We start from the raw sequence: 25,793 nt of genomic DNA on the forward strand, positions 1-25,793 counted from the left end.
AGTAGTTTATTAATTACTTTTCAATAGCTGCTTTAATGAATGACAAGAACAATGGATGTGGTTTCAGAACAGTACTGCTGTATTCAGGGTGGAACTGAACACCTACAAACCATTTCAGAGCAGGTATTTCTACGATTTCAACCAAATCTGATTCAGGGTTGATACCTGTACACTTCATTCCTGCCTTAATATATTCTTCCTTGTAGTCATTGTTGAACTCATAGCGGTGACGGTGACGTTCCTGAATGTGTTCGCTCTGGTAAGCTTCATATGCTTTTGAATCTTTGTCGAGTACACATTCATAAGCTCCAAGACGCATTGTTCCACCCATGTTAGTAACAGATTTCTGTTCTTCCATGATGTCAATAACATTGTGAGGAGTCTTTTCGTCCATTTCACGGCTGTTTGCATCTTCGTAGCCAAGTACGTTTCTTGCAAATTCGATAGCCATACACTGCATACCAAGGCAAATACCGAATGTAGGAACATTGTGTGTACGGCAATATTTGATTGCAACAAATTTACCTTCGATACCGCGCTGTCCGAATCCCGGGCAGATGATAACACCGTCCATGTCTTTCAGAGCTTCGGCAATATTGTCATCAGTAAGCTTTTCACTGTTCACGAAATGAATGTCTGCCTTGTGGTCGTTGTAAGTAGCAGCCTGTGACAATGCTTCAAGAATAGATTTGTAAGCATCCTGCAAATCGTATTTGCCGACCAATGCAATTCTTACCTTTTCTGTAGCGTTGTATCTGCGGTTCAGGAAGTCTTTCCAAGGACCAAGGCTAGGTGTTTCGCCTACAGGCAATCCCATCTTTTCAAGAATTGTAACATCAAGTTTCTGTTCCTGCATGCGGAGAGGAACTTCGTAGATTGTAGGCATATCCTTTGACTGGATTACAGCATTCTCGTCAACATTGCAGAACAATGCTACTTTCTTTCTCAATCCAAGGCTCAGTTCATGTTCTGTACGTAATACGAGAATATCAGGCTGGATACCTACAGACTGAAGTTCTTTTACAGAGTGCTGTGTCGGTTTTGTTTTCAATTCGCCGGCAGCAGCAAGATAAGGAACGTATGTCAGGTGAACACACAAGGCGTTTCTGCCAAGTTCCCACTTCAACTGACGGATACTTTCAAGGTATGGCAATGATTCGATATCACCTACAGTACCACCAATTTCTGTTATAACGAAATCAAACTGGTTTTTGTTACCAAGTAATTTAACATTACGTTTAATTTCATCAGTGATATGAGGGATAATCTGTATAGTCTTTCCCAAATAGTCACCGCGACGTTCTTTGTCAATTACGCTTTTGTAAATACGTCCTGTGGTAATGTTGTTGGCCTTAGTAGTCTGGATACCAAGGAAACGTTCATAATGTCCAAGGTCAAGATCGGCTTCATGTCCGTCAACTGTAACGTAGCATTCTCCGTGCTCGTACGGATTCAGAGTACCCGGGTCAATGTTTATGTACGGGTCGAACTTTTGGATAGTTACGCTGTAGCCTCTTGCTTGCAGCAATTTACCTATTGAAGATGAAATGATACCTTTACCTAATGAAGAGGCAACACCACCTGTTACGAAAATGTACTTTGTTTCTGCCACAATAATGTATGTTTAAAAATTTGATTCAATAAGAAATATTTCTACAAGTGTGCAAATTTATAAAAAAAAGCCGAAAGTCAAGGAGTAAAAAGGCAAAACATTATTAATTGTGCAAGAAGTTTCATTCTTGTTACATATTTCCATGATATATAATATAGTATAAAAGAAATATTTGTATTTTTGCGATAAGTTTAAACACAAAAATATAACGATGAAATCATTAACTGTTTTATTATTATTGGCATCTCTATTTGTTAATAGTTTTTTATTTGATTATTCTTTTGCTTCAGATTTAAAAGGATATTCTATGGTGCAGGATTCAATCATTACTCTTTCTCCTGATTCTGTAATTGATATTGATTTATTGTTGAATGATACAACCATATTTAAGGAAGTAAAAGATAGTATAAACAATGATACATTGGCGATTGATTCAATAAAGGTTGATTCTTTGTTGAAGTCAAATGTTGACACTGTTTTGGTTAAGAAATCAGATACAATCGCCAAGAAAGTCGTTCCGCAAAAGCCTGTTGTGGTTATTCCAAAGTCGGTTATAGAACTCAATAAAATATATTCTGACTACAGAAAATATTCGGAATGGGCACAAGAAAGATGGGATGATATTTATCTCTCGTTGTCGGAGATAGATATGAAGTCTGATTATTATAAATTCGTAGTGCCTCTTACATATTATTCCAAGTCATTTGATCAGGCTTCAAGCATTGATTCGTGGTTCCCGCGAGATATACTTGTGAATGACTCTTTGCGTAAGGCGTCAATGTTGGAAATCGGTATGCCTCATATGCAGATATCATCCGAGGTAGATAGACGTATCAATAGACAGTTGCTTGATTTTTATGTGCAATATCCGCAATTGGTAAAAAAGAACGAAACTAGCTTGAGAGGACTTGATTTTATGTCTTCCGAAGACATGACTTCAGCGCATCGTGAAGATAATATCATAAGTCTGATACAGAACAATGCCGGTTTTGATCAAATGTCTGATTCTGAATTATTGGTGTTGAAGCCTAATTTCTGGTCATATGGAGGAAACGGATATCTTCAGTTCTCACAAAACTATATTTCTGAAAACTGGTATAAAGGTGGTGAAAGTACTAAATCACTTGTTTCCGGATTTACATGGCAGGTAAAATACGATGATAAGCAGAAAACACAGTTTGAAACAAAATTAGAATGGAAGCTCGGATTTATTACAGCGCCATCCGATACGGTACATACATATAAAGCCAACAACGACTTGCTGCGTCTTACATCTAAGCTGGGATATAAGGCGATACAGAATTGGTATTATACACTCTCTGGTGAGTTCCAGACACAGTTCTTCTCAAACTACGCTACTAATTCGGACGATCTGGTATCTGCTTTACTTTCACCGGCTACTCTTAACATCGGTCTCGGTATGGACTATAAGTTTGTAAAAGATGGAAAAGTAGATTTGTCTGTACTGCTTAACCCTATAAACTACACTTTGTATAGTGTAAGGAGTGATAAGGTAGATCCTACGAAATTTAATATCGAAGAAGGTCATAAGCGTGAAAATGTATTAGGTTCGCGTATTAATGCCACTTTGACATGGAAAATTATCCCGTCATTATTGTGGGAATCGAAATTCTCTTATACAACCAATTACGAGAAGGTGTTCAGTGAATGGGAAAATACTTTCACGTTTGTAGTGAATAAGTACTTATCTACAAAACTGTTTGTTCACGCAAGATATGACGATGGGGTAACCAAAGAGCCTGATGAAAGTTATTTCCAGCTGCAGGAACTGTTTAGTTTTGGTTTGAATTATACATGGTGATTTTTATAATTTGTAATTATATATGTTTGAAATTCCATCTTTTGTTGAGATACTTGATTTTATAGGAACTTTTGCTTTTGCAATAAGTGGTATCAGATTGGCTTCTGCAAAAAGTTTTGACTGGTTTGGCGCTTATGTGGTTGGTCTTGCAACGGCTATTGGCGGTGGTACATTACGTGACTTGCTTCTAGATGTAACCCCTGCCTGGATGATCGATCCTATGTATCTTATCTGTACGGCTTTGGCAATGTTTTTTGTCATACTGTTTCGTCAATATCTTATACATCTTAATAATACATTTTTTATATTCGACAGTATAGGTTTGGCATTGTTTACAGTGGTAGGTGCTACAAAAAGTCTTGATTTAGGATATTCGTTTTGGGTAGCGATAATCATGGGAAGCATTACAGGTGCTGCCGGTGGAGTCATTCGTGATGTTTTCATCAATGAAATTCCGCTTATATTCCGAAAGGAAATATATGCCATGGCATGCGTGGTAGGTGGAATCGTTTTATGGTTATGTTCTATTGTAGGTTTTGAAAGCTATATTTCGCAAATAGCTTGCGGAGCTACAGTCTTTATTGTTCGTATAATAGCAGTCAAGTATAAAATCACATTACCTATTTTGAAAGGGGAACCTGTAGATGATAAATAAACAGCTTTTTATTTTCATTGTAATATCATTGTTTACTAATCCGGCTTTCTCTATAAGTCACGATTCATTATTTGTTGACAGTATAATAGAGAACAGTGCAAAGGCCGATTTAAAGTCAGATGCAGATAGAATAATGTTCTTTGCAAGGAGTATGATTGGGGTACCTTATTGTGGAGGGACATTGGATGTCAATGAAAATGAAAGTCTGGTTGTGCGGACTGATTCGGTAGATTGCACTACATATGTAGAAACCGTACTGGCAATGTATCTGGCTTCAAAGATAGAGCATGGCGGATATGATGATTTTAAAAAAGCGCTCACCAAAATCAGATATCGTGATGGAGTGATAAAAGGATATTCGTCAAGACTGCATTATTTTTCAGACTGGGTGGCTGATAATGAAAAAAAAGGAATTTTGTATGAGGTTACATCTCGTAGTAATCACTCGCAAAGACATTTCTCTATAAATTATATGACAAAGCATCCCTTGTTGTACCGTCATTTGAAAGGAGATTCATTATCGGTAAGTGAAATGTTGCGTATAGAGGAAAAATGGAGAAATTATGATATGCCTTACATCCCAAAGGATTACCTGAAGACATATAATAATATTGATATATGTAATGGTGATATACTTGCTCTAACCACTAATATAGACGGTCTTGACGTATTGCATTTGGGATTTGCAATTTGGGTTGATGGTAATATCCATCTTCTTCATGCCTCATCTTTGTATGCTAGGGTTGTTATTGACCGTATGTCACTTTATGAGTATCTGAAAGACAGGAAAAAACATACCGGGGTAAGGGTGATAAGAGTAAAATAAAAAAAGTTGTTCAGGTTATCCTGAACAACTTTTTTTATTATTGAAGTGTACCGTTTTCGGCTTGTTTGATCATTTCTTCACTGGCATACATATAAATTTCAACACGTCTGTTTTCCTGACGTCCAGCTTCTGTATTGTTGCTGGCTACAGGATTTTCTTCGCCGAGTCCTTCTACGGTTTTAATCTGGTTTCCTGATACGCCACAAGCCAGAAGATAGCCTGAAACACTTGCTGCGCGTTGTTTTGAGAGTTCAATGTTTTTCTGTACGCTTTCAGCAGCTGTAGAGTTTTTCCATCCAGTGTTGTCTGTGTACCCATAGATTACCACGTCCATGTTAGGGTTCTGTTTGAGTACATTGTTTGCAAAATCAGTTAAGGAACTTTTTGCAGATGCACTTAATGTTGAGCTGCTGGTACTGAATAATATTCCGGAAGCAAAAGTAACTTTTACAGCTTGCAGGCCATTGTTGTCTGTCACCTGTTCCACTTGTGCGTTTTCTATTTTAGCTGCTTCTTCAGCCGCCTTGTCCATCTTCTTTCCAATCAGGACTCCGGCTCCTGTACCAACGGCAGCACCTACAGCAGCGCCGATTGCTGCACCTTTTCCATTTCCTGCCAATCCGCCGATTAAGGCTCCTAAAGCGGCTCCACTGCCACCGCCAATCATACCACCTTTAGCAGTATTGCTCATACCGCAGCTGCCCATCAAAATTCCGGCAGATAGAATTAAAGCTACATGTTTGTAATTTGTCATTGTAATTTAAATTGATTGTTTAGTTATATCCATATATACAAATGTCCGATATAATTTGTTTACATCGGACATTGATTTTTTTATTGATTTCTTTTAATAAGCGAAAATAGGGTAGTTTTTCATCTTTTCGTTTACTCTTGCTCTTACAGATGCTATCACTTCTTCGTTGTCAACATTTGAAAGAACTGTTTCTATCATTTCGGCTATTTCGTACATCAAATCTTCCTTTGCACCGCGTGTAGTGATTGCTGGTGTACCAAGACGGATTCCTGAAGTCTGGAAAGCAGAACGTGTATCAAATGGGACCATATTCTTGTTAACTGTGATATCAGCCGATACCAAAGCCTTTTCAGCTACTTTACCTGTAAGGTCTGGATATTTTGTTCTCAGATCGACAAGCATTGAGTGGTTGTCAGTACCACCTGATACGATAGTGAATCCTCTGTCCATAAGAGCCTGTGCCAGTGCAGCAGCATTCTTCTTAACCTGCATCTGATATTCCTTATATTCAGGCTGCAGACATTCGCCGAATGCAACAGCTTTGGCTGCTATTACATGTTCCAGCGGACCACCCTGAATACCTGGGAATACAGCTGAATCCAATAATTGTGACATCATCTTGATTTCACCCTTCGGAGTTTTCTTTCCCCATGGGTTAGGGAAGTCCTTACCCATCATGATGACACCACCACGAGGACCACGTAATGTTTTGTGAGTAGTAGAAGTCACGATATGAGCATATTTCACTGGGTTGTCAAGCAAGCCGGCAGCGATAAGTCCTGCAGGATGAGCCATGTCAATCATAAGCAATGCGCCTACCTTGTCGGCAATGTCTCTCATTCTCTTGTAGTCCCATTCTCTTGAATATGCGGAGCCTCCACCTACGATGAGTTTCGGTCTTTCTCTCAGAGCGATTTCTTCCATCTGGTCGTAGTCAACTCTTCCTGTTTCCTTGTTCAGGTTGTATTCGCATGGAGTATAAAGTATTCCTGATGTGTTTACGGCTGAACCATGTGACAGATGCCCTCCGTGCGCCAGGTTAAGTCCCATAAACTTGTCGCCAGGGTTCAATACAGCCAGAAATACCGCAGCGTTTGCCTGTGCTCCTGAGTGTGGCTGTACGTTTGCCCATTCAGCTCCGAAAATCTGTTTTAGTCTGTCAATAGCTATCTGTTCACTCTGGTCAACAACTTCACAACCTCCGTAATATCTTTTTCCTGGATATCCTTCAGCATATTTGTTAGTAAGGCATGATCCCATAGCTTCCATTACCTGGTCGCTGACGAAATTTTCCGATGCAATCAGTTCTATACCTTTAAGCTGACGCTGGTGTTCTTTTTCTATAATTCCGAAAATTAAATCATCTCTTTTCATAGTTGTGAATAATTTATTTGTTTGTAAATGGTTTTTCCCGTATTAAAATATTGCACCTACAGAGAAACTCAGAATGTTTTTACGTCTTTTAAGCGTAATTTCCTTTTCGTTATATGGTTCCGGAGTAGATGCGTGATCATATGAAACAGACTTGGTGATATTGTTGCATCCTATTTCATATCTGAAGTCAAAGAATATATTTGATATATTGACTCCTATGCCAAGTACTGCGCTGTAGTTTATAGGTTTTATATGTTCAACGATATTTTTCTGGTAGAAACCAGAGTACTCGCTGTAACTTTGTTTTTTTATTGTCCATGCTATTTTAGGCCCAAGAAAGAACGACATTCCGTATGGATATGAATCAATAAATTTATATCCGTACAGAATTGGTACCTCCAATGACGATATTTTTGTTTTAATCAGGGCATTGTCTTCAAGTATGGTTGCATTTTCGCGCAGATTGCTCATGCTTATACTTCCATGTGAAACGGCATACGAAATTTCCGGTTGTATGAAGTGCTTTTTTATCAGATTTATTCGTGTGAAAAGAGTGGCAATATATCCCACCTTGTAGTTGTTCTGTATGTCTGTAATGTCTTGGTCTCCATATGATATTTCGTCTGTAAATGTCATAGTAGAGTTAAATCCCCCTTTAATACCTATACTTACTCTCTGCTTTTTCTCATGTCGCATGATATCTTGTGCATACAGCTGTGAACTGCATGCAATCATTACAACAGAAAATATATATATAAGTATATGTCTCATTGTCGGCTTATTTCTTCTTTTCGACCGACCATCCGAATTTACCTATTTTTTCTCCCAATGAGTAATATCCGCCATGCACATACACCAATAAGTTGGATTGTGCAAGTTCGAATTTACCTGTTTCCGAATTTAGGTATTTCTCGTCGGCTTTAACGTTTACCACATCGGCTATGAACATATCGTGCGATCCCAGTGATATCACTTCTTTTACCCTGCATTCTATACAGAGTGGTGATTCTTCTATAATGGGAGCATTGACCACAGATGCTTTTCCCGGTGTTAGTTTCATTTCGCTGAACTTGTTGAAGTTCTTGCCCGATCTCACTCCGCACCAGTCTGTGGCATATGCCATATCTTTAGTGGTAAGGTTTATCACAAATTCCATATTCTTTTTCAGAATAGGATAGGAGTGCCTTTCCGGCCTTACCGATATGTAACACATAGGTGGGTTGGTACATATAGTACCTACCCACGCTACAGTAATTATATTATATTCTTCTTCACAACTGCCGCAACTCACCATTACGGCAGGAAGCGGATAAACCATTGTTCCGGGTTTCCAGTCCTGCTTCATTATCAGATAAGTTTAATATTGTCCTTCTGCTGTTCTTTTTCGCAGTAATGACATTTCAACAGTCCTTTTTCCTTGTCAGTCACGTGGAACCAAGTCTGCATAGGTTCGTTGTTTGTGATACATTTAGGATTGTTGCATTTCACTATACCTTTCAGTTCGTCAGGCATGATTGCTTCTTTCTTTTCCACAACCGCATAATTTCTGATTACATTCAGTTTGATGTTTGATGCAACTACAGAAATACGGTTGATTTCTTCGTCTGTGAAAAATTTGTCAGCTATTTTTATAATACCCTTTTTGCCTAGTTTCTTGCTCTCAAGGTTATATCCTATAGTGATATTGCTGTCCATGTCCTTGAGGTTCAACAGTGAAACTACAGTGAAAAGTTTGTCTGACGGTATATGGTCTATTACAGTGCCGTTTTCCAGAGCGGCTACCTGCAGTTCTTTTTTTTCGTTCATGGTCAAAATGTATTTATATCCTGTTATTATTTTTCTGTATCGGCTTTTACTTCGTCAAGAGTAATACCCAATACGTCACAAAGAATAGCCTGACGGGCATACAGTCCGTTTTGAGCCTGCTGGAAGTAGTATGCTTTTGGATTGTCATCTACATCGTAAGCAATTTCGTTGACTCTAGGCAGTGGATGCAGGATACGCAGGTTAGGGCGTGTTTTCTCCAGCATTTTGTTGTTCAGAATATATACATCTTTTACTCTCTCATATTCCATCAAGTCGGTGAAGCGTTCTCTCTGCACACGTGTCATGTAAAGAATATCTGCATCAGCAATTATATCTTCGTTGAATTCAGTGTGTTCCACATATTTTATATTATGTTCTTTGCAGTAGATTTTGTATTCTTCCGGCATTTTGAGTTCGTCCGGTGCAATGAAGTGGAATGTAGGATTGAAATGGCGCATAGCCATCAATAGAGAGTGTACTGTACGTCCGTATTTCAGGTCGCCCACCATGTAGATGTTCAGGTTTTCCAGAGTTCCCTGTGTTTTGTATATGGAATACAAGTCCAGCATAGTTTGTGAAGGGTGTTGGTTTGCACCGTCGCCGGCATTTACTATAGGCACCTTTGTCACTTCACTGGCATATCTTGCAGCTCCTTCCAGATAGTGTCTCATTACGATAATGTCAGCATAGTTGCTCACCATCATAATGGTATCCTTCAGAGTTTCGCCTTTTGATGAGCTTGTTACCTTAGGGTCTGTAAAACCTATTACTTTTGCACCCAGACGGTTAGCTGCTGTTTCAAAACTAAGGCGAGTACGAGTTGATGGCTCAAAAAACAATGTTGCCACAATTCTTCCTGCCAGAAGGCTACGGTTCGGCTTCTTCTCAAATTCTCTTGCCATTTCCAACAGATAAAGTATTTTCTCCTTGGAATGTCCGGCAATAGTAACTAAACTTCTATTTTCCATATTAGCAGTTTTATGTTTATTTTTTAATACCGAAGCCCAAAGGTACATAAAATATTTCAAAGTTCCGCCCAATAATGGATATTTATGAGAAGTTTCTGGAAATAGATTGCTATTACAAAGGTTTTCCGTAATTTTGCTTTATAACTTAAAGATCTATACATTCCTTTTTATGAAAACGAAACTATTGAAAAATGTCTTTTCGAGTGCAATTATTACGGGGATTATTGCATTCTCTGTATCATGTACAGTTAAGCAGGAAAATGATGTTTGCCGCGTTGCTGCGTTAAATGATTCTATATGGAAGTGTTCATCATGGATATCTGTCTCGGATGCGCCGGTGGTGACCGGAAAGGTCATCGACGGAACACGTTCGGCTGATGGTGCCAGCTGGTTTGTTACTACTGTTACTAACAGTAAGGACGTCAGGCAGGCCCTATGGATGACAACAGGTCTGGGGGTATATGATATATATGTAAACGGCACATTGGCTGGTGATGAAATATTGAAACCAGGTTTTACCCATTATCAGAAAACCAGACTGTCTTTTACTTATGATATAACTAATGTATATAATTCAGACAAAGGAGAAGAAAACATTTTGTCGGCACAGGTAACTCCCGGATGGTGGGCAGATAAAATAATAACACCTTATAATAATGCAGGTATGATAGGTAAGAAATGTGCATTCCGCTCTGTCCTTGAATTGACATATACCGATGGAACCAAGGAATATGTCGGTACTGATACCGAAAAGTGGAAAGCCGGTATTGCCGGACCTGTTACACATGCCGCTATCTTTGATGGGGAAGACTATGATGCGCGTATATTACCGGGATATGAAACTCCGGAAAAACTTTACAAGCCTGAATTGAATACCGAATTTAAAGGTGAAATAATTCCGTCTGTTGGAGCTGATGTGTATTTCCGCAAAGATCTCGCCCTGCCACCTGCAGAGGTATATATTTGGAAAGGTGTAACCGGAGAAAGTGATGATGAGTATGGTAAGGTCAATATTCTCAGGAAATACAGTCCTGAAGAAACCATTACAGTTTCATCGGGTGAAAATCTTGTTGTTGATTTCGGTCAGAACTGTGCTGCTGTACCTTCATTCGTTTTTCAGGCCGAGGAAGGTACTGTATTGGAGTGTTTCCCGTCAGAACTTCTTAATGACGGCAATGGCGCTAAAAGCCGTGGTATGGACGGACAGGAAGGAAGTGTACACCGTCTGAATCTGAGAATACCTGATGACGGTATGAGGCTTAAATATATATTCCCGTCATGTGAGTCGTATGTGGAGTTCTGTCCTCGTAATACGTTTTTCGGCTATCGTTTTGTTACAATACGTACTTCAGGTGATGTCAGTATCAAAAGCATAAGATCCGTTCCTGTCACTTCTATAAAAAAGGAAATGGAAACCGGAAAAATTACAACCGGCAATGAAATGGTGAATAAACTTATATCAAATACAGTGTGGGGCATGCGCTCGAATTATCTGTCGGTACCTACAGATTGTCCGCAGCGTAATGAAAGGCTTGGTTGGACTGCTGATACTCAGGTCTTTGCCGAAACCGGTACATTCTTTGCAAATACATTGTCATTCTTTCATAAATGGATGAGAGATATGATGGATACACAAAGCGAAACAGGCGGCTTCCCCGGTGTAGCTCCTTTGGCACAATATGGTGGTGAGATGATGAGAGTGGGATGGGCAGATGCAGGAATAATTGTTCCATGGACAATGTGGAAACAGTATGGCGATGCCGGTATAATAGAACAGTGCTGGGAGTCTATGGAGAAATATATCAATCACGTAAACGATACAAAATATGACCATAATGTATTGAAGGAAGAAAACATGAATTACCAGTGGGCCGACTGGCTTAGTTATGAGCCGCTTGAAAGTTGTGGCGGTGGAGCTTTCGGTAAAAACAGAAAAGGAAATCCGGGCCCTCTTCCGGATGCCGTTGATTACTGGAATTATCTGAGTGCATCATATTGGATAATTGATGCCGGCATGATGCGTGATATGGCTTTGGCTACCGGTAGGGATGCTTCACGTTATGAGAATATGGTTGCTGAGGCAAAAGCATATGTCAAGGGTAAATTCTTGACAGCCGACGGAAAATTCAAGACTGATGTTCTTAATACTATGCAGACTCCTGCGCTTTTTGCACTTAAAAACGGATTGGTGGAAGGTGAAGCAAAAACTTCTTTAATTTCACGTTTGAGGAATAATTTTGCGGAACACGGCAATTGTCTGCAGACCGGTTTCTTGGGAACTTCGATACTAATGCCTGTACTGACAGAAAATGGAATGTCGGACATTGCATGGGAATTGCTTCTCCAAAGAAAAAATCCGAGTTGGTTATATTCCATCGACAATGGTGCAACCACAATATGGGAAAGATGGAACAGCTACATGATAGAGTCCGGTATGGGACCCAAAGGCATGAACAGTTTCAATCACTATGCTTACGGAGTGGTGTGTGAATGGATTTGGGAGAGCGTTGCCGGTATTGCATCCGATCCTGCATGTCCCGGTTTCAGGCATATAATAATGAAACCGGTGCCTGACAAGAGGATAGGATTTGTAGATGCCGTATATGATTCAGCATCAGGGCGTATAAAGAGTTCGTGGAAATACGAGGGCGATACATGGATTTGGGAGTTTACCGTTCCTGAAGGTTGTACCGCATCGGTAACTCTTCCTTGTGAGGAAGTGGCAAAAGAATATGGTGCTGGAGATTACAGAATTGAAAGATAATAATATGAGTGAGCCTTTAAAAGAAATATATCTTTATCGCAGCAACAGTCAATCACCATTCTAGGGTAGAGTAGCGTTTCTCCTTCTTTATGGAGATTTCTCATTTCCTGCATTACGTATTTTGCCATAGTCCGTAAAATTTTATTAGGTTAGTATAAAAGTCTTTTCTCCCGTTAGTAAAGTTTATTTTATGCTTTTATAATCTATAAATATAAGTTGTGTTTATATAAATCACAGTTTGAAATACGATTCTGTCATGACTAAATTTGAAAACTTCATTTTTCATTTGTTTTTGCGCTCACCTTTTGCTAATTTTGTGCCGATTTGTTCCCTTTTTGGAGAATTAGGGAACTGATATGTAACAAATAAGCTATTTCAATGAGAAAAACTTTTATCATCGTACTTTGGGCGTTGCTGCTGATAGGAATATTGGCAACGTATATAATATTTTCTGCTATCTCGGATGGCAAGATAGGCTATGTGCCACCTATCGAGGAACTGGAAAATCCTAATATAAAGTTTGCCACACAGGTTATTTCTGACGACGGAAAGGTGTTGGGAACGTGGTCGCTCAGCAAGGAAAACCGTCTGTATGTAGGTTACGAGGACTTGTCGCCAAATCTGGTGCATGCTCTTGTAGCTACCGAAGATGTGCGTTTCAGCGAACATTCCGGCATAGATGCGCGAGCATTCATGCGTGCCCTAATCAAGCGTGGTGTGTTCATGCAGAAGAATGCTGGTGGTGGTAGTACTATTACCCAGCAGTTGGCAAAGCAGTTCTATTCGCCTACAGCCGACAATGTGATGGAACGTCTGCTGCAGAAACCTATCGAATGGGTGATTGCCGTTAAGTTGGAACGTTATTACACCAAAGAGGAAATCCTTACGATGTATCTCAATAAGTTCGACTTCTTAAACAATGCCGTTGGTATAAAGACAGCTGCAGGCACTTATTTCTCAAAAGAGCCTAAGGATCTGAGCATTGAAGAGGCTGCCACACTTATCGGTATGTGTAAGAATCCTTCGCTGTATAATCCGCGCCGTTTCAACGAACGTACTCGTGGACGTCGAAATGTAGTGCTCGACCAGATGCGTAAGGCTGGTTATCTGACTGAGGCTGAACGTGACTCACTTCAGGCATTGCCATTGGTATTGAGATACAGACCGGTTGACCATAATGACGGTCTGGCTACATACTTCAGGGAATATCTCCGAGGTGTGCTGAATGCCAAGAAACCGGTGAAGAAGAATTACCGTGGCTGGCAGATGCAGAAGTTCTACGAAGATTCCCTTGCATGGGAAACAAATCCTCTGTACGGATGGTGTGCCAAGAACAAGAAAAAGGATGGTTCAAACTATAATCTTTATACAGACGGTCTGAAGATTTATACCACTATAAATTCGCGTATGCAGCAGTATGCCGAAGAGGCGGTACAGGAGCATGTGGCTGAATACCTGCAGCCTCGTTTCTTCAAGGAAAAGAAAGGCAGAAAGACAGCTCCATATACAAATCAGCTCTCTAATGAGGAGGTTGAGGCTATCTTGAACCGTTCTATAAGACAGAGTGAGCGTCGCCGTGTGATGAAGGCTGCAGGGTATTCGGATGATGAAATCATGAAGGCTTTCAATACTCCGCGTGAGATGACAGTGTTTACATATCAGGGTGAGAAGGACACTATCATGACTCCTCTTGACTCTATTAAATACTACAAGCATTTCCTTCGTGCCGGATTTATGTCGATGGACCCAATTACAGGATATGTGAAAGCATATGTGGGCGGACCTAACTATGACAACTTCAAGTATGATATGGCTATGGTGGGACGCCGTCAGGTTGGATCTACCATCAAACCGTACCTGTATTCGCTTGCAATGGAAAACGGTTTCTCTCCATGCGACGAGACAAGAAACGTTGAGGGAACTTATTTCGATGAGAATGGTATTGCATGGACTCCGAGAAACAGTTCGAAGAAACATTACGGAGAGATTGTTACCCTGAAATGGGGTCTTGCAAATTCAAACAACTGGATTTCGGCTTATCTGATGAGCAAGCTTAATCCTTATGAGTTAGTTAGATTGATTCATTCGTTCGGTGTTCTTAATAAGGAGATACAGCCTACGATATCATTGTGCCTCGGACCTTGCGAAATTTCGGTTGGCGAAATGGTAAGCGCATACACGGCTTTCGTGAACAAGGGAATACGTACGGCACCGTTGTTCGTCACACGTATAGAGGACAACGATGGTAACGTTTTGGCAACATTCTCTCCACAGGTCAACGAGGTGATAAGCGAAAGCAGTGCCTACAAGATGCTTGTAATGCTTCGTGCGGTAATCAATGAAGGTACCGGTGGACGTGTAAGACGACTGTATCACATCACTGCTGATATGGGCGGTAAGACAGGTACTACGAATAATAACTCCGACGGTTGGTTTATGGGCTTCACTCCAAGTCTGGTGTCCGGATGTTGGGTAGGAGGCGAGGAACGTGACATTCACTTCGACCGTATGGCTGACGGACAGGGTGCTTCAATGGCTCTTCCTATTTGGGGTATATATATGAATAAGGTTTATGCCGACAAGACTTTGGGATATTCGCAGGAAGAGAAATTCGATATTCCTGATGAGTTCGATCCATGTAAGGATAAGGTTTCTGAACTGGAAGAAGAGAATACAAGTCATCTTGATGACTTGTTCTTCCAATGATGATAAGATTTAAGCGGCATTTAAATTCCGTTTAGATCATAACAAATAAAATCGCGCTTTGACGTTTCCTGTAGGACAGGGGAGTCAAAGCGCGATTTTTATTTATTCACTGTTGTTTGGAAATAGGCTTATTTGATGATTGTCATTTCATCAATCAGATGTCCTGCACCTGCAAACTTGTCGATGATAAACAGTGTGTATCTGATGTCAACACATGCGGCACGCTGCAACTGTGGGTTGTAGGCAATGTCGCCTGTAAGTCCTTCGTAGTTACGGTCGAAACCTGTTCCTATCAGCTCACCTTTGCTGTTGAATACAGGAGAACCGGAGTTACCTCCTGTGTTGTCTGTTCCTGTGGCAAAGCATATAGGCATGCGTCCGTCAGGCATTGCGTATGGGCCGAAATCTTTCTTTTCATACAGTTCCTTAAGTTTTGCAGGAACAACGAATTCAGGGTTGTTAGGATCTTCTTTCTCCATAACACCTTTCAGTGTTGTGTAGTACAGATACTCCATTCCGTCTGCCGGTTCGTAAGAACCAATCTTGCCGTAAGTAAGTCTCAGTGTAGAGTTGGCATCAGGATAAACCGGTGTACCGTTCTTGGCTTTCAGTTCAAGCATTCCTGCTACCCATGTCTTGTGTGCAAGATTATATGCGTCTGTTTCGGCTTTCATTGCATTTGATGTAGCGTTGTATCCGTCCTTTACAGACTTGGAATATTGTACCATCAGGTCTTCACGAAGAGTCTTGATGTCAGGATTCTGAAGGAAAGCGTCGAGTGCAGCCTGACTTCTGAAGACAGACTTGTCGAAACATGCATCAACAAAAGCATCTGTGTTTCCGCCGAAGTTTTCGTTTATCTGCTTGAAGATGCTTATTCGCTGTTCTGCCGGAATTAATTTTGCATAAAGAGCAATAAGCTGTTTTGAAACTTTGCGGTCAACTTCCGGATTGTAGTCCTTGTTGTAGAACTTCTTGTAAGCTTCTTTCAGGTTTTCTGTCTCTTCCTTTATGGCTTTCTTGTCGTTAGCTTCTATAGCGTTACGGAGTGCGTCTGTGTCAGGAACCTTGTAGAACTCTGTTCCCAGCATTAGCGCTTCGTAGATAGCCTGCTGATGATAAACGGCATTTCTGCGTTTTGCCACTATTGAGCGGATAGCATCGAAAGCTTCCTTGTAACTGTTGTTACCTGTTTCACGGCCATATTCCAGAAGGTGTTCCTGCTGTTCTTTCTTCTTGTCGAGAACTTTCAGTTTGACTAATCCTTCGTTCATTCCTATTGCGTTCTTCCAGTAGTTGGCAGACGATGCGTATTTGGCTGCATACTGTATGCGTGTCTTTGCATCTTTTGCCATTTCTTCGCCAAGCACTCTGAGACGTACGCCGCGGATAGTGTCGCGCATGAAGTTTGTGGTCTGCATGCGTTCTTCCACTTCGTCGCTTATCATGTATCTCCAGTTTCTTCCCGGAAATCCCATAACGAATGTAAAGTCACCTTCTTTCACTCCTTTCAGGTTGATTGCGATATGTTTCTTCACTTTCAGAGGAACGTTGGTTGCACTGTAGTTGGCTGGCTTTCCGTTCTTGTCGGCATAGATGCGGAACATTGAGAAGTCGCCGCAGTGGCGAGGCCACATCCAGTTGTCTGTATCGGCTCCGAACTTTCCTATTGATGAAGGAGGCGCGCCCACCATACGGATATCCTTATATACTGTCTTTACGAAAAGATAGTATTTGTTGGCTCCATAGAAAGGCTTGAGCTCCAGAACTGTGAATTCGTCTGTCTTGATTTTCTCTTTCTTGGCAAATCTTGCAGCCACTTTCGAAAGATATGACGGTGACAGGTAGTTCAGCCCTTCCGGGTCTTCATCTTTCTTAAGTTGTTCCTTGACGTAAGTTGTGACATCAAGTATCTTGTCGATGAAAGTGATTGTAAGTCCTTCGCAAGGCAATTCCTGTTCGCGTGTCATTGCCCAAAAGCCGTCTGTCAGATAGTCGTGCTCTACAGAACTGTGCTGCTGTATGTAGCCGTATCCGCAATGATGGTTTGTAAGAACAAGACCTTCGGCTGAGATAACTTCGCCTGTGCATCCGCCACCGAAGTGAACCACAGCATCTTTCAGCGATATGTTGTCGGGCGAATAAACATCGTCTATGCTGATGTCAAGCCCCATATCGTACATTACTGCCGCATTCTGTTTTTTCAGGTCGGTCAGCATCCACATTCCCTCGTCGGCATGTCCGGCGAGGGTGAATGTGGTGAGTAGTGATAGTATTATCGTTTTTTTCATTATTCTACGATTGTCATTTCGTCAATAAGATTCTTGCATCCTCCAAGTTTTTCTACAATGAAGAGAACGTAACGGATATCCACTGCAATACAACGCTGAAGGTTGTTGTCGAAGTTGATGTCGCCGCTCAGTGATTCCCAGTTACCGTCGAATGCACAACCGATAAGCTCTCCGTTGCCGTTCATTACAGGTGAACCAGAGTTACCGCCAGTGATGTCGTTAGTAGTAAGGAAGCATGTAGGCATTTCACCGTTTGCCATAGCATAACGTCCGAAGTTCTTTGTAGAGTATAGTTCTTTAAGTTTTGCAGGAACCACGAACTCAGGATTCTGTGGGTCTTCTTTTTCCATTACACCTTTCAGAGTAGTGTAGTATTTGTAGTGTACACCATCTTTAGGATCGTATGGCTTGACATTTCCGTAAGTCAGACGGATAGTGAAGTTTGCATCCGGTGCTTTTGGTTCCGGTGCATACATTTCGCAAAGTCCTCTTACGTATGCCTTGTGCAGCAGGTTGATACCTTCGCTTGCAGCTTTAAGCTTTTCAGAAAGTTTCTTACTCATTTCAGCTTTTGCTTCAGAGTACTGTACCATAAGGTCGTTTTCAATGTCTTCTACTGTAGGGTTGCTGATGAACTTGTTGAAGTTTTCTTCGTTAGCGAAAATAGAGTTGTTATAGCAAGCGTCAATGTATGCGTTGTAGTCGCCGTTGAATTTTGCCTTGATAGTTTCGTAGAATTTAGGAAGAGCGTCTGCTGGAACTTTAGAAGCGTAAAGAGGAATCAAGACTTTTGCTACCTTACGGTCAACTTCATGATCGTAGTCTTTGTTGTGTACATCTGCAAATTCTGCTTTAAGAGCTTCTACAGCCTTTTCGATGTCTTTCTTTTTGTTTTTCTCAAGAGCTTTCTTCAGATTGTTGAAGAGTGTATAAGAAGATTCAAATTCGATACCTGTTCTGAATACTTCGCTGAAGTAAGTTGATTGAGTGCGGATAGGTTCAACAGCCTTTACATACTCGTTGATTTTTTCAACTACACCCTGATAGTCGGCATTCTTCTTAGCCATTGCAAATTTTGCGAAACGAGCTTCCTGTTCAGCTTTTGTTTCAAGCACTTTGTTGTCAATGATGGCCTTATTCATACCGATAGAGTTCTTCCAATAGTTGCTTGAGCTTGCAAATTTGCTTGCATACTGGATACGAACCTTGTCGCTTGCAGCCATTTCTTCTCTCAACACATTCTGTCTTGCTTCTCGGACTTCAATTCTTGGAGTGTTTGTACCGGTCATTCTCAGTTTCACTTCACTTTCAGTCAGATAACGGCTTGTACTTCCAGGAAATCCCATAATCATTGCATAGTCACCTTCCTGAAGACCTTTCAAAGAGATAGTAAGGTGTTTTTTCGCCTTCAATGGAATATTGTCCTTGCTGTAGTCGGCAGGATTTCCGTTCTTGTCTGTATAGATACGGAACATAGAGAAGTCGCCAGTGTGACGAGGCCACATCCAGTTGTCAGTTTCACCTCCGAACTTACCGATTGATGAAGGTGGTGCAGCTACCATACGTACGTCTGTGTATGTCTTGATATAGAATACGTAGAATCTGTTACCTTCGTAGAAAGGTAATGCCATAGTTGTGATGCCAGGAGCTTTCTTCAGGTCGCTTTTTTTCAGGTCGTCGGCAGCAATCTTCTTCAGATATTCGCTTCCGAATGATTCGGCTTCTTCAATTTTGCCTTTTTTGATGTCATTATTTACTCTGTCGGTGACGTCAACTATACGTTCAACAAACTTGAATGTCAATCCTGGAGTAGGGAGTTCTTCTTCCATACTCTTAGCCCAGAAACCGTCTGTCAGATAGTCGTGTTCCACTGAACTGTGCTGCTGGATTGCATCATAACCGCAGTGGTGGTTCGTTAGGATAAGTCCGTTAGGAGAGATGATTTCGCCTGTGCATCCTCTTCCGAAAATACCTACTGCATCTTTCAGTGTAATCTGTTCAGGATTGTAGATGTCTGAGATGTTCATTTTCAAACCTTGTGCCTTCATCTTGTCAGCCAGATTCTGCTCTTTCATCAGCTGCAGAAGCCACATTCCTTCGTCCGCCTTCGATGGCGTGAATACTGAGCACAGAAGTGCCAGTGCCAAAACTTTGATTTTCTTCATTTGACTATAGTTTTTGAATTGTTATTGTTTAAAAAAGTTCAAAAGTGACCAATTGGAAAGTAAAATACATATATACCTTTATCAATGAACACTAAATAGGATACAAAGATAACATTTACGGACAAAATAAGTTTGTTTTTATGATATAAAAATATTCATAATGTAACGAAATATAATCTCTTACATCATGTTTTCATCTTTTTTAAATGTATAATCGTCAAGTATTTAGTATAATTTGTGATAAAAATTTTCTTGTGAAATCATAAAGGAGTTACCTTTGCAGCAGAATAATTTCTTTTTATTTATATGTATAGGTTTTGTTTTGTCTTATTATTCATAACTACATTGGTGTCTTGCGGAAAAAAGTATAAGGTAGATGGCGTAACTTCCGTTTCCAGACTTGATGGCAAGATGCTGTTCATAAAGGTTGTTTCAGGAGACCAGCTTGTCAGCATAGATTCTGCAGAAGTTATTCATGGATATTTCAGTATGAATGGTAAGGTGGATTCTGTAGTGCTTGCATCGCTTTATATGGACGATGAATGTATAATGCCGCTTGTTCTGGAAGAGGGGAATATTAATATTGAAATAGATAATGTAGGCATTTCCATAAAGGGAACTCCTCTTAACGACAGCTTTAATAAATTTATCGAAGAAAAGACTGACATTGATGATAAGGCATATGAAGTGGAGAGGGAAGAAAGCCGTATGATTATGGATGGCATAGATATAAATACTGTGCAGGCTGAGATAGACAAACAGAGGGCATCTGTAGGAAAACAGATGGATAATCTGGTAAAGACATTTATTCAAACAAATTATGAAAATGTTTTAGGTCCTGGAGTATTTATAATGATAGGCAATTCTTTGCCTTATCCGTTTATGACTCCTTTGATGAAGGATATTGTGGACGAGGCTCCTGAAGTGTTCAAGAATAATTATCTGGTAAAAAACTATATCACGTTGGCTGGTGAGTATAGCGAACAGCCTTTGCAATGACTCCTGCAGGGCTGATAATATCATTTTGGAAATCCAGGTAATTAAGGGGGAAAATCACCTATTCGAAATATACAAATCCCTATGATAATATAGGAAATTTCTATTTTAAAGGTAAATTTATCATTCTAATTTTGCTTTGAATTAAAAAAGAAAGGAGAATTAGTATGAAAATAGTTGTAACCTTCATTATTATGATGATGCCTTTTATGGCATGTAATGTTTATTCGCAGGAGTGTGAGAAAAACATTGATTCTGAGAAACTGTTAGAGGAGAGGATTGACAGTCTGAAATCGTTCGAGGCAGAGAAAGCTATTACAGACAAACATTTTGTATTGGAGGCAGATAAGGTGGAGTTCAAACGTGGAGAAACCGTGTTTGTGAATTCTAATACAAACTTCGTTTCTGTTGCCGATGACAAGTCGGTGGTGCAGGTCTCATTTAATGTGCCTGTGTCCGGACCTAACGGCATTGGCGGTATAACACTTGATGGTAACATATCGAATTATAAACAGAAGCAAGACAAAAAGGGTAATATCAGTATCTCGATGAATGTTATGGGGGCTGGAATTTCTGCAGTAGTCAATATCGTTAAGTATGCAGGCTCCAATAAAGCGTCTGTGACTATATCACCAAATTTCAACTCAAACCGTATTACTCTGAGCGGATATATTGTTCCTTATTATAAGAGCCGCGTATTTAAAGGAAATTCTATTTGATAATCATTTTAAAACTTGTGAATATGAAAAAACTATTATTTTTTGCTTGTTTGATGTTTGCGTTAGCTTCGTGCGAAAAAGATCCTGACATGTCAGAACTTGACACAGATTTGACGGTATATACTGATTATGACAGTAGTGCTGATTTTGGAAGTTACAAAACATATTTTCTACCGGACAGTATATTGGAAGCTGGAGGACATAAAGCTACTTACTGGAAGGATGAAAATGCAATGAAGATAATAAAAGCTGTAGAAAGTCAGATGAATGAACGTGGCTATACCCGTTTGACAGATCCGGAAGATAAGGATAATGCAGATCTGGGTATTCAGCTGTCTTATGTTGATGAGTCGTATCAGGTCGTATCCGGAGGATATTTTGGCGGATGGTGGGATTACGGTTATTGGGGCCCATGGTGGGGAGGATGGTATTATCCTTATCCGGTGACTTATACTTATAGCACCAACACTCTGGTTATGGAAATGGTGGATTTGACAGGTGATTCTGACGGAAAGAATATTCCGGTGTTATGGTATGCCAATGCCTCCGGAGCGCAATATAGCGGTATGTATAATCTGCAGTTGCTTGTAAATTCAGTGGAACAGGCTTTCAAACAATCGGAATATATTCAATGTAACAATTAAAAACGGAGGTAAAAATGAAAACTTATAATAGCATATATAAAAGGTTGATTGTATTTTGCTGCTTTCTTTCAGCGTTAGTTCTATCTGCAAACGCACAATGGGATGTACGGAATCTGAATCTTGTGATAGACTGGCAGGTCAATGCTCCGTTCTCTACCGGATATGCAGACAAAATCAGCGGCTGGGGAATGAATTACGAATTTAAGTATGAAGTTAATCCTCGTTGGGAACTGGGAGTTTTTGCTTCATTTCATTCAAACCATCAATATGTGGAAAGACAGACATTGCAGCTTTCGCCTACTGAAAGTCTGACAACTGACCAGCAACGTTCGGCATTCCAGGTGCCTTTTGGTGTAGTGGCAAACTATAAATTGTGGGATGGAAAGCATTTTGTCCCTTATGTTGGATTAAAGGCAGGTACGATGTTTGCCAGAAACACTACATATTATGGTATAAAAGGTTTGTATGATAAAGCATGGGGAGGATATGTTTCTCCGGAAATCGGATTTAATATATATCCGTGCAAGACTAAAAAGTGGGGATTCCATGTGGCAGGATATTATAGTTATGGAACAAACAAGACATATACTTTAACCAGTGAGATAAATGGTCAGAATAATGCCGGATTCCGTGTCGGAGTAATATTCTGATAAAATAAAACATAAAAGGCAGGAAGTTTAAAACCGTAAGTTAAAACTTCCTGCCTTTATTGCTTTAAAATGTATTATTCTCTTTTTATGAGTTTAGACTGGCCGAGCGTACACGACTGAGAGTCTCCGGAGTCATCTGCAATAATGATGCTATATATATAAGTGGAGCCCGCTTCAGTATTTCCGGATGTCTCTGCATGAGCTTGTTGTATCTTTCGTTTGCAGGTTCAAACCTTAACGTATCGGCCTTCTGCTGTGACGTGATTAATGATTTCTCGAATATCCTTCGGTATAATGTTCCTATTTCGCTGTTTAGCGATGCCAGACGCTCTATGTCATGTTTGTCGATTTTCCATGCTATGGTTGGCTCCAGGGTTTCAATCATTAATTTTGTAGGTTCTTCGTTAAAGTAACTTTCCAGACATACTATTATCGCATCTTCGTATCCGATATGTTCTGTAAGGTCTTTATCGTATTTGAAATAGAACTGGCGTGTCATGCCTTTGTCTATGAAATATAGTGACTTGCATACTTGACCTTCGTCCAGTATTTTTTCACCTTTCTTGTATTTCTCAACTGTAAGTATTTCGGCAAATGCCTTTAATACTTCTTTACTTAACGGACAATCCAATGTAGAGGATATCCTTTTGGCAATATCTAAATTTGAGTTCATATTCATTGGATTATTATTTATTACTTAACTTTGATTTTATCGAAACCTTCACCAAATACACCGATTACCGCACTTTGTGATACAAAAGCGTTAGGGTCAATGTCTTTAATCAGACGGAAAATCATATTTGACTCACGCTTTTTGGCAAGAACGAACATCATTTTTACGTTGTTGTTGGTGTAACAACCCACTCCGTCAATAAATGTAACACCACGGTGCAGGTCTTTGTTTATCCTTTTACCTATTTCTTCGTATTTACGGGATATGATGAAGAATTGTACAGACTGGCGTGCGCTGTTCACTACTTGATCAAGTACAAAGCTTGATATGAATAATACTACGTATCCGTAAACGACCTTTTCCCAGTCATGCAGTACAAAATAACTGGATGAAATAATTATAATGTCGCATATAAGGATTACTCTTCCAAGCGTGATGTCGCGGTATTTGTTGATAATCGCTGCAATGATATCAGTACCGCCTGTACTGCCGTTTGCCGAGAATGCCACACCTATACCTCCACCGCAGAAAGATGCTCCAAGCACGCATGCCATGAAAGGCTGGTCGCTTATAAGTGAGCCTTTTACAAAATGTTGGAATATTGGTGTTGCAAACGTAAGCACACCTACCGCAAATATTGTTTTCAGGCAGAATTTTAGTCCTAAAATCTTTAATGCCAGAAGAAGCAGGCTGAAATTAATAATCAGATATGTATATTGTACAGGAAAACCGGTTGCCCAATATACGACAGAAGCAATGCCAGGAACAGCACCGGAAGGTAAATTGTTCGGTAATAAAAATACTGTCCATCCTATGGCGTACATAATCATCCCTAATGCAATCAATAGATAGTCTTTAGTTTCTCTAAGTAATTGCTGTCTATTCAAATTCTGAAAAATAGAACTCATCTTTCATCTATTTTTATTAGTAAAACAATTATATTTTTTAACCGCAGCAAAGTTACTAAAAAAAATAATTATTGATATAAATCAATTGTGAAAAATGCGGATTAATATCAGAATGTAAAAAAAGTTTAGTAAAGACGTAACTTGATATACAAAAGCGCCGTTTTATATTTCATTAATGACATTTTTTTCATATTTTTGCAGCCGAATAGACTAAAAATATGATATATGGCATTAGTCAACGAACATTTGTTAAAACTGCCCGACAATTATTTATTTACTGACTTGGCGAAAAAGGTAAATACTTTTAAGGTTACTCATCCTAAGGCGGATGTCATTAATTTGGGAATAGGTGACGTTACCCGTCCGATACCGCAAGCGTGTTTGAATGCTATGCATAAGGCACTTGAGGACCAGGCAAAAGCAGAAACATTCCATGGCTATGGACCTGATCAGGGATACAGCTTTCTTATAGATGCCATATTGAAGCATGATTATGCGTCAAGGGGAATCAGTCTGGAACATAGCGAGATATTTATTAATGACGGAGCGAAAACGGATTCCGGCAATTTCGGTGATATATTAAGGCATGACAACAGCATTGGAGTAACCGATCCGATATATCCTGCATATATAGATTCTAATGTATCATGCGGACGCGCGGGTACCTTGGGTGAAGGGTACAGGTGGAGCAATGTGATATATATGCCGTGCAGTCCGGAGAACAATTTCATTCCTCCTATTCCGGAGCAACGTGTCGATATAGTGTATTTATGTTTCCCAAATAATCCTACCGGTACTGTATTGACTAAGGCAGAACTGAAAAAATGGGTGAACTATGCTATAGAGAATGATACGCTTATACTGTTTGATGCGGCATACGAAGCTTATATCAGGCAACCGGATATCCCTCATTCCATATATGAAATAAAAGGTGCAAAGAAAGTTGCCATAGAATTCAGAAGTTACTCAAAAACAGCAGGCTTTACCGGAATAAGATGCGGATATACAGTAGTTCCAAAGGAAGTTACCGCTTCAACTCTTATGGGGGAAAGAATCTCACTAAACAAATTATGGCTTAAAAGACAGACAACCAAATTTAACGGCGCGTCGTACATTGCACAAAGAGGCGCAGAGGCTGTATATAGTCCGGAAGGTAAAGAACAGGTCAAAGCCATGATTGATTACTATATGGAGAATGCCTCAATAATGAAAAAGGGACTCACCAGTATCGGTCTGAGAGCATATGGCGGAGAGAATGCTCCATATTTGTGGGTCAAGGCTCCTAAGGGGATGACATCATGGGGCTTTTTCGATAAACTTCTTTACGAGGCGCAGGTAGTCAGTACACCTGGAATAGGTTTCGGACCGAGCGGAGAAGGTTATATCCGTCTTACGGCATTCGGCGATAGGGACAGGTGTAAGGAAGGAATACAGAGAATCTGTCAAAACATATAGATTTA

General features: G+C 40.1%; 21 protein-coding genes. 10 read left to right on the forward strand and 11 right to left on the reverse strand.

Going from position 1 to position 25,793, the window contains the following annotated elements:
* Positions 1-13: 13 nt before the first annotated feature.
* A complete protein-coding gene (locus NW213_RS01055; protein WP_154044228.1) occupies positions 14-1,612 on the reverse strand; it encodes a CTP synthase in 1,599 nt (532 codons plus the stop codon).
* A gap of 307 nt (positions 1,613-1,919) precedes the next feature.
* On the opposite strand from NW213_RS01055, the gene NW213_RS01060 reads away from it, so the two are divergent.
* From NW213_RS01060 to NW213_RS01070, 3 genes are read left to right on the forward strand one after another with little or no spacing between them, the layout of a single operon-like run.
* Positions 1,920-3,434 carry a DUF3078 domain-containing protein gene (locus tag NW213_RS01060; RefSeq protein WP_258321534.1) on the forward strand — a complete coding sequence of 505 codons (1,515 nt, stop codon included), beginning with the start codon at positions 1,920-1,922 and terminating at the stop codon, positions 3,432-3,434.
* 22 nt (positions 3,435-3,456) lie between these two features.
* Positions 3,457-4,089 (forward strand): trimeric intracellular cation channel family protein, encoded by a 633-nt coding sequence (locus NW213_RS01065; RefSeq protein ID WP_375338092.1) that lies wholly within the window; start codon positions 3,457-3,459, stop codon positions 4,087-4,089.
* Positions 4,079-4,915 carry a DUF1460 domain-containing protein gene (locus tag NW213_RS01070; protein ID WP_258321535.1) on the forward strand — a complete coding sequence of 279 codons (837 nt, stop codon included), beginning with the start codon at positions 4,079-4,081 and terminating at the stop codon, positions 4,913-4,915. The genes NW213_RS01065 and NW213_RS01070 overlap by 11 nt, the downstream gene beginning before the upstream one ends.
* Positions 4,916-4,952: 37 nt before the next feature.
* On the opposite strand, the gene NW213_RS01075 is transcribed toward NW213_RS01070, so the two are convergent.
* From NW213_RS01075 to pyrB, 6 genes are all read right to left on the reverse strand, one after another.
* Entirely contained in the window at positions 4,953-5,669 is a 717-nt protein-coding gene (locus NW213_RS01075; protein WP_258321536.1) for an OmpA family protein, read from the reverse strand.
* A gap of 93 nt (positions 5,670-5,762) precedes the next feature.
* Positions 5,763-7,043, reverse strand: a complete 1,281-nt coding sequence (gene glyA, locus NW213_RS01080; RefSeq protein WP_204392242.1) for a serine hydroxymethyltransferase — start codon at positions 7,041-7,043, stop codon at positions 5,763-5,765.
* Between the two features lie 42 nt (positions 7,044-7,085).
* Complete coding sequence (locus NW213_RS01085; RefSeq protein WP_235340824.1) at positions 7,086-7,814, reverse strand: porin family protein; 729 nt, start codon at positions 7,812-7,814, stop codon at positions 7,086-7,088.
* Between the two features lie 7 nt (positions 7,815-7,821).
* Positions 7,822-8,388 (reverse strand): flavin reductase family protein, encoded by a 567-nt coding sequence (locus NW213_RS01090; RefSeq protein ID WP_154044233.1) that lies wholly within the window; start codon positions 8,386-8,388, stop codon positions 7,822-7,824.
* 2 nt (positions 8,389-8,390) lie between these two features.
* Complete coding sequence (gene pyrI, locus NW213_RS01095) at positions 8,391-8,849, reverse strand: aspartate carbamoyltransferase regulatory subunit (RefSeq protein ID WP_204400978.1); 459 nt, start codon at positions 8,847-8,849, stop codon at positions 8,391-8,393.
* Between the two features lie 26 nt (positions 8,850-8,875).
* Positions 8,876-9,817, reverse strand: coding sequence for an aspartate carbamoyltransferase (pyrB, locus tag NW213_RS01100; protein ID WP_204392246.1), 942 nt, complete (start codon positions 9,815-9,817; stop codon positions 8,876-8,878).
* A gap of 169 nt (positions 9,818-9,986) precedes the next feature.
* Here pyrB and NW213_RS01105 point away from each other — a divergent pair, with 169 nt between their 5' ends.
* Positions 9,987-12,581: a glycoside hydrolase family 78 protein gene (locus NW213_RS01105; protein ID WP_258321537.1), complete on the forward strand. Its 2,595-nt coding sequence runs from the start codon at positions 9,987-9,989 to the stop codon at positions 12,579-12,581.
* A gap of 378 nt (positions 12,582-12,959) precedes the next feature.
* Complete coding sequence (locus NW213_RS01110; RefSeq protein WP_258321538.1) at positions 12,960-15,287, forward strand: transglycosylase domain-containing protein; 2,328 nt, start codon at positions 12,960-12,962, stop codon at positions 15,285-15,287.
* A gap of 128 nt (positions 15,288-15,415) precedes the next feature.
* Here NW213_RS01110 and NW213_RS01115 read toward each other — a convergent pair whose 3' ends face one another.
* Both NW213_RS01115 and NW213_RS01120 read right to left on the reverse strand, forming a co-directional pair.
* The gene (locus tag NW213_RS01115; RefSeq protein ID WP_258321539.1) at positions 15,416-17,578 is read right to left on the reverse strand and encodes a S46 family peptidase; all 2,163 of its coding nucleotides are present in this window, start codon (positions 17,576-17,578) and stop codon (positions 15,416-15,418) included.
* Positions 17,578-19,743, reverse strand: a complete 2,166-nt coding sequence (locus tag NW213_RS01120; RefSeq protein ID WP_258321540.1) for a S46 family peptidase — start codon at positions 19,741-19,743, stop codon at positions 17,578-17,580. Before NW213_RS01120 ends, NW213_RS01115 begins: the two co-directional genes overlap by 1 nt.
* 306 nt (positions 19,744-20,049) lie before the next feature.
* Here NW213_RS01120 and NW213_RS01125 point away from each other — a divergent pair, with 306 nt between their 5' ends.
* The 4 genes from NW213_RS01125 (at position 20,050) to NW213_RS01140 (ending at position 22,752) form a co-directional block, all read left to right on the forward strand.
* Entirely contained in the window at positions 20,050-20,742 is a 693-nt protein-coding gene (locus tag NW213_RS01125) for a DUF4369 domain-containing protein (protein WP_154043662.1), read from the forward strand.
* 164 nt (positions 20,743-20,906) lie between these two features.
* The gene (locus tag NW213_RS01130; RefSeq protein WP_154043661.1) at positions 20,907-21,458 is read left to right on the forward strand and encodes a DUF4251 domain-containing protein; all 552 of its coding nucleotides are present in this window, start codon (positions 20,907-20,909) and stop codon (positions 21,456-21,458) included.
* Between the two features lie 23 nt (positions 21,459-21,481).
* Complete coding sequence (locus NW213_RS01135) at positions 21,482-22,102, forward strand: DUF4136 domain-containing protein (protein ID WP_154043660.1); 621 nt, start codon at positions 21,482-21,484, stop codon at positions 22,100-22,102.
* 14 nt (positions 22,103-22,116) lie between these two features.
* Entirely contained in the window at positions 22,117-22,752 is a 636-nt protein-coding gene (locus NW213_RS01140; protein ID WP_154043659.1) for an outer membrane beta-barrel protein, read from the forward strand.
* Positions 22,753-22,837: 85 nt separating this feature from the next.
* Here NW213_RS01140 and NW213_RS01145 read toward each other — a convergent pair whose 3' ends face one another.
* Both NW213_RS01145 and NW213_RS01150 read right to left on the reverse strand, forming a co-directional pair.
* Positions 22,838-23,425 carry a Crp/Fnr family transcriptional regulator gene (locus NW213_RS01145; RefSeq protein WP_154043658.1) on the reverse strand — a complete coding sequence of 196 codons (588 nt, stop codon included), beginning with the start codon at positions 23,423-23,425 and terminating at the stop codon, positions 22,838-22,840.
* A gap of 20 nt (positions 23,426-23,445) precedes the next feature.
* Positions 23,446-24,333 carry a YitT family protein gene (locus NW213_RS01150; RefSeq protein WP_154043657.1) on the reverse strand — a complete coding sequence of 296 codons (888 nt, stop codon included), beginning with the start codon at positions 24,331-24,333 and terminating at the stop codon, positions 23,446-23,448.
* A gap of 225 nt (positions 24,334-24,558) precedes the next feature.
* Between NW213_RS01150 and NW213_RS01155 the strand changes: the two genes are divergently transcribed.
* Entirely contained in the window at positions 24,559-25,788 is a 1,230-nt protein-coding gene (locus NW213_RS01155; RefSeq protein ID WP_154043656.1) for an LL-diaminopimelate aminotransferase, read from the forward strand.
* Positions 25,789-25,793 lie beyond the last annotated feature (5 nt).

Source organism: Bacteroides sp. ET336, assembly GCF_024733815.1.
Lineage (GTDB): Bacteria > Bacteroidota > Bacteroidia > Bacteroidales > Bacteroidaceae > Phocaeicola > Phocaeicola cellulolyticus.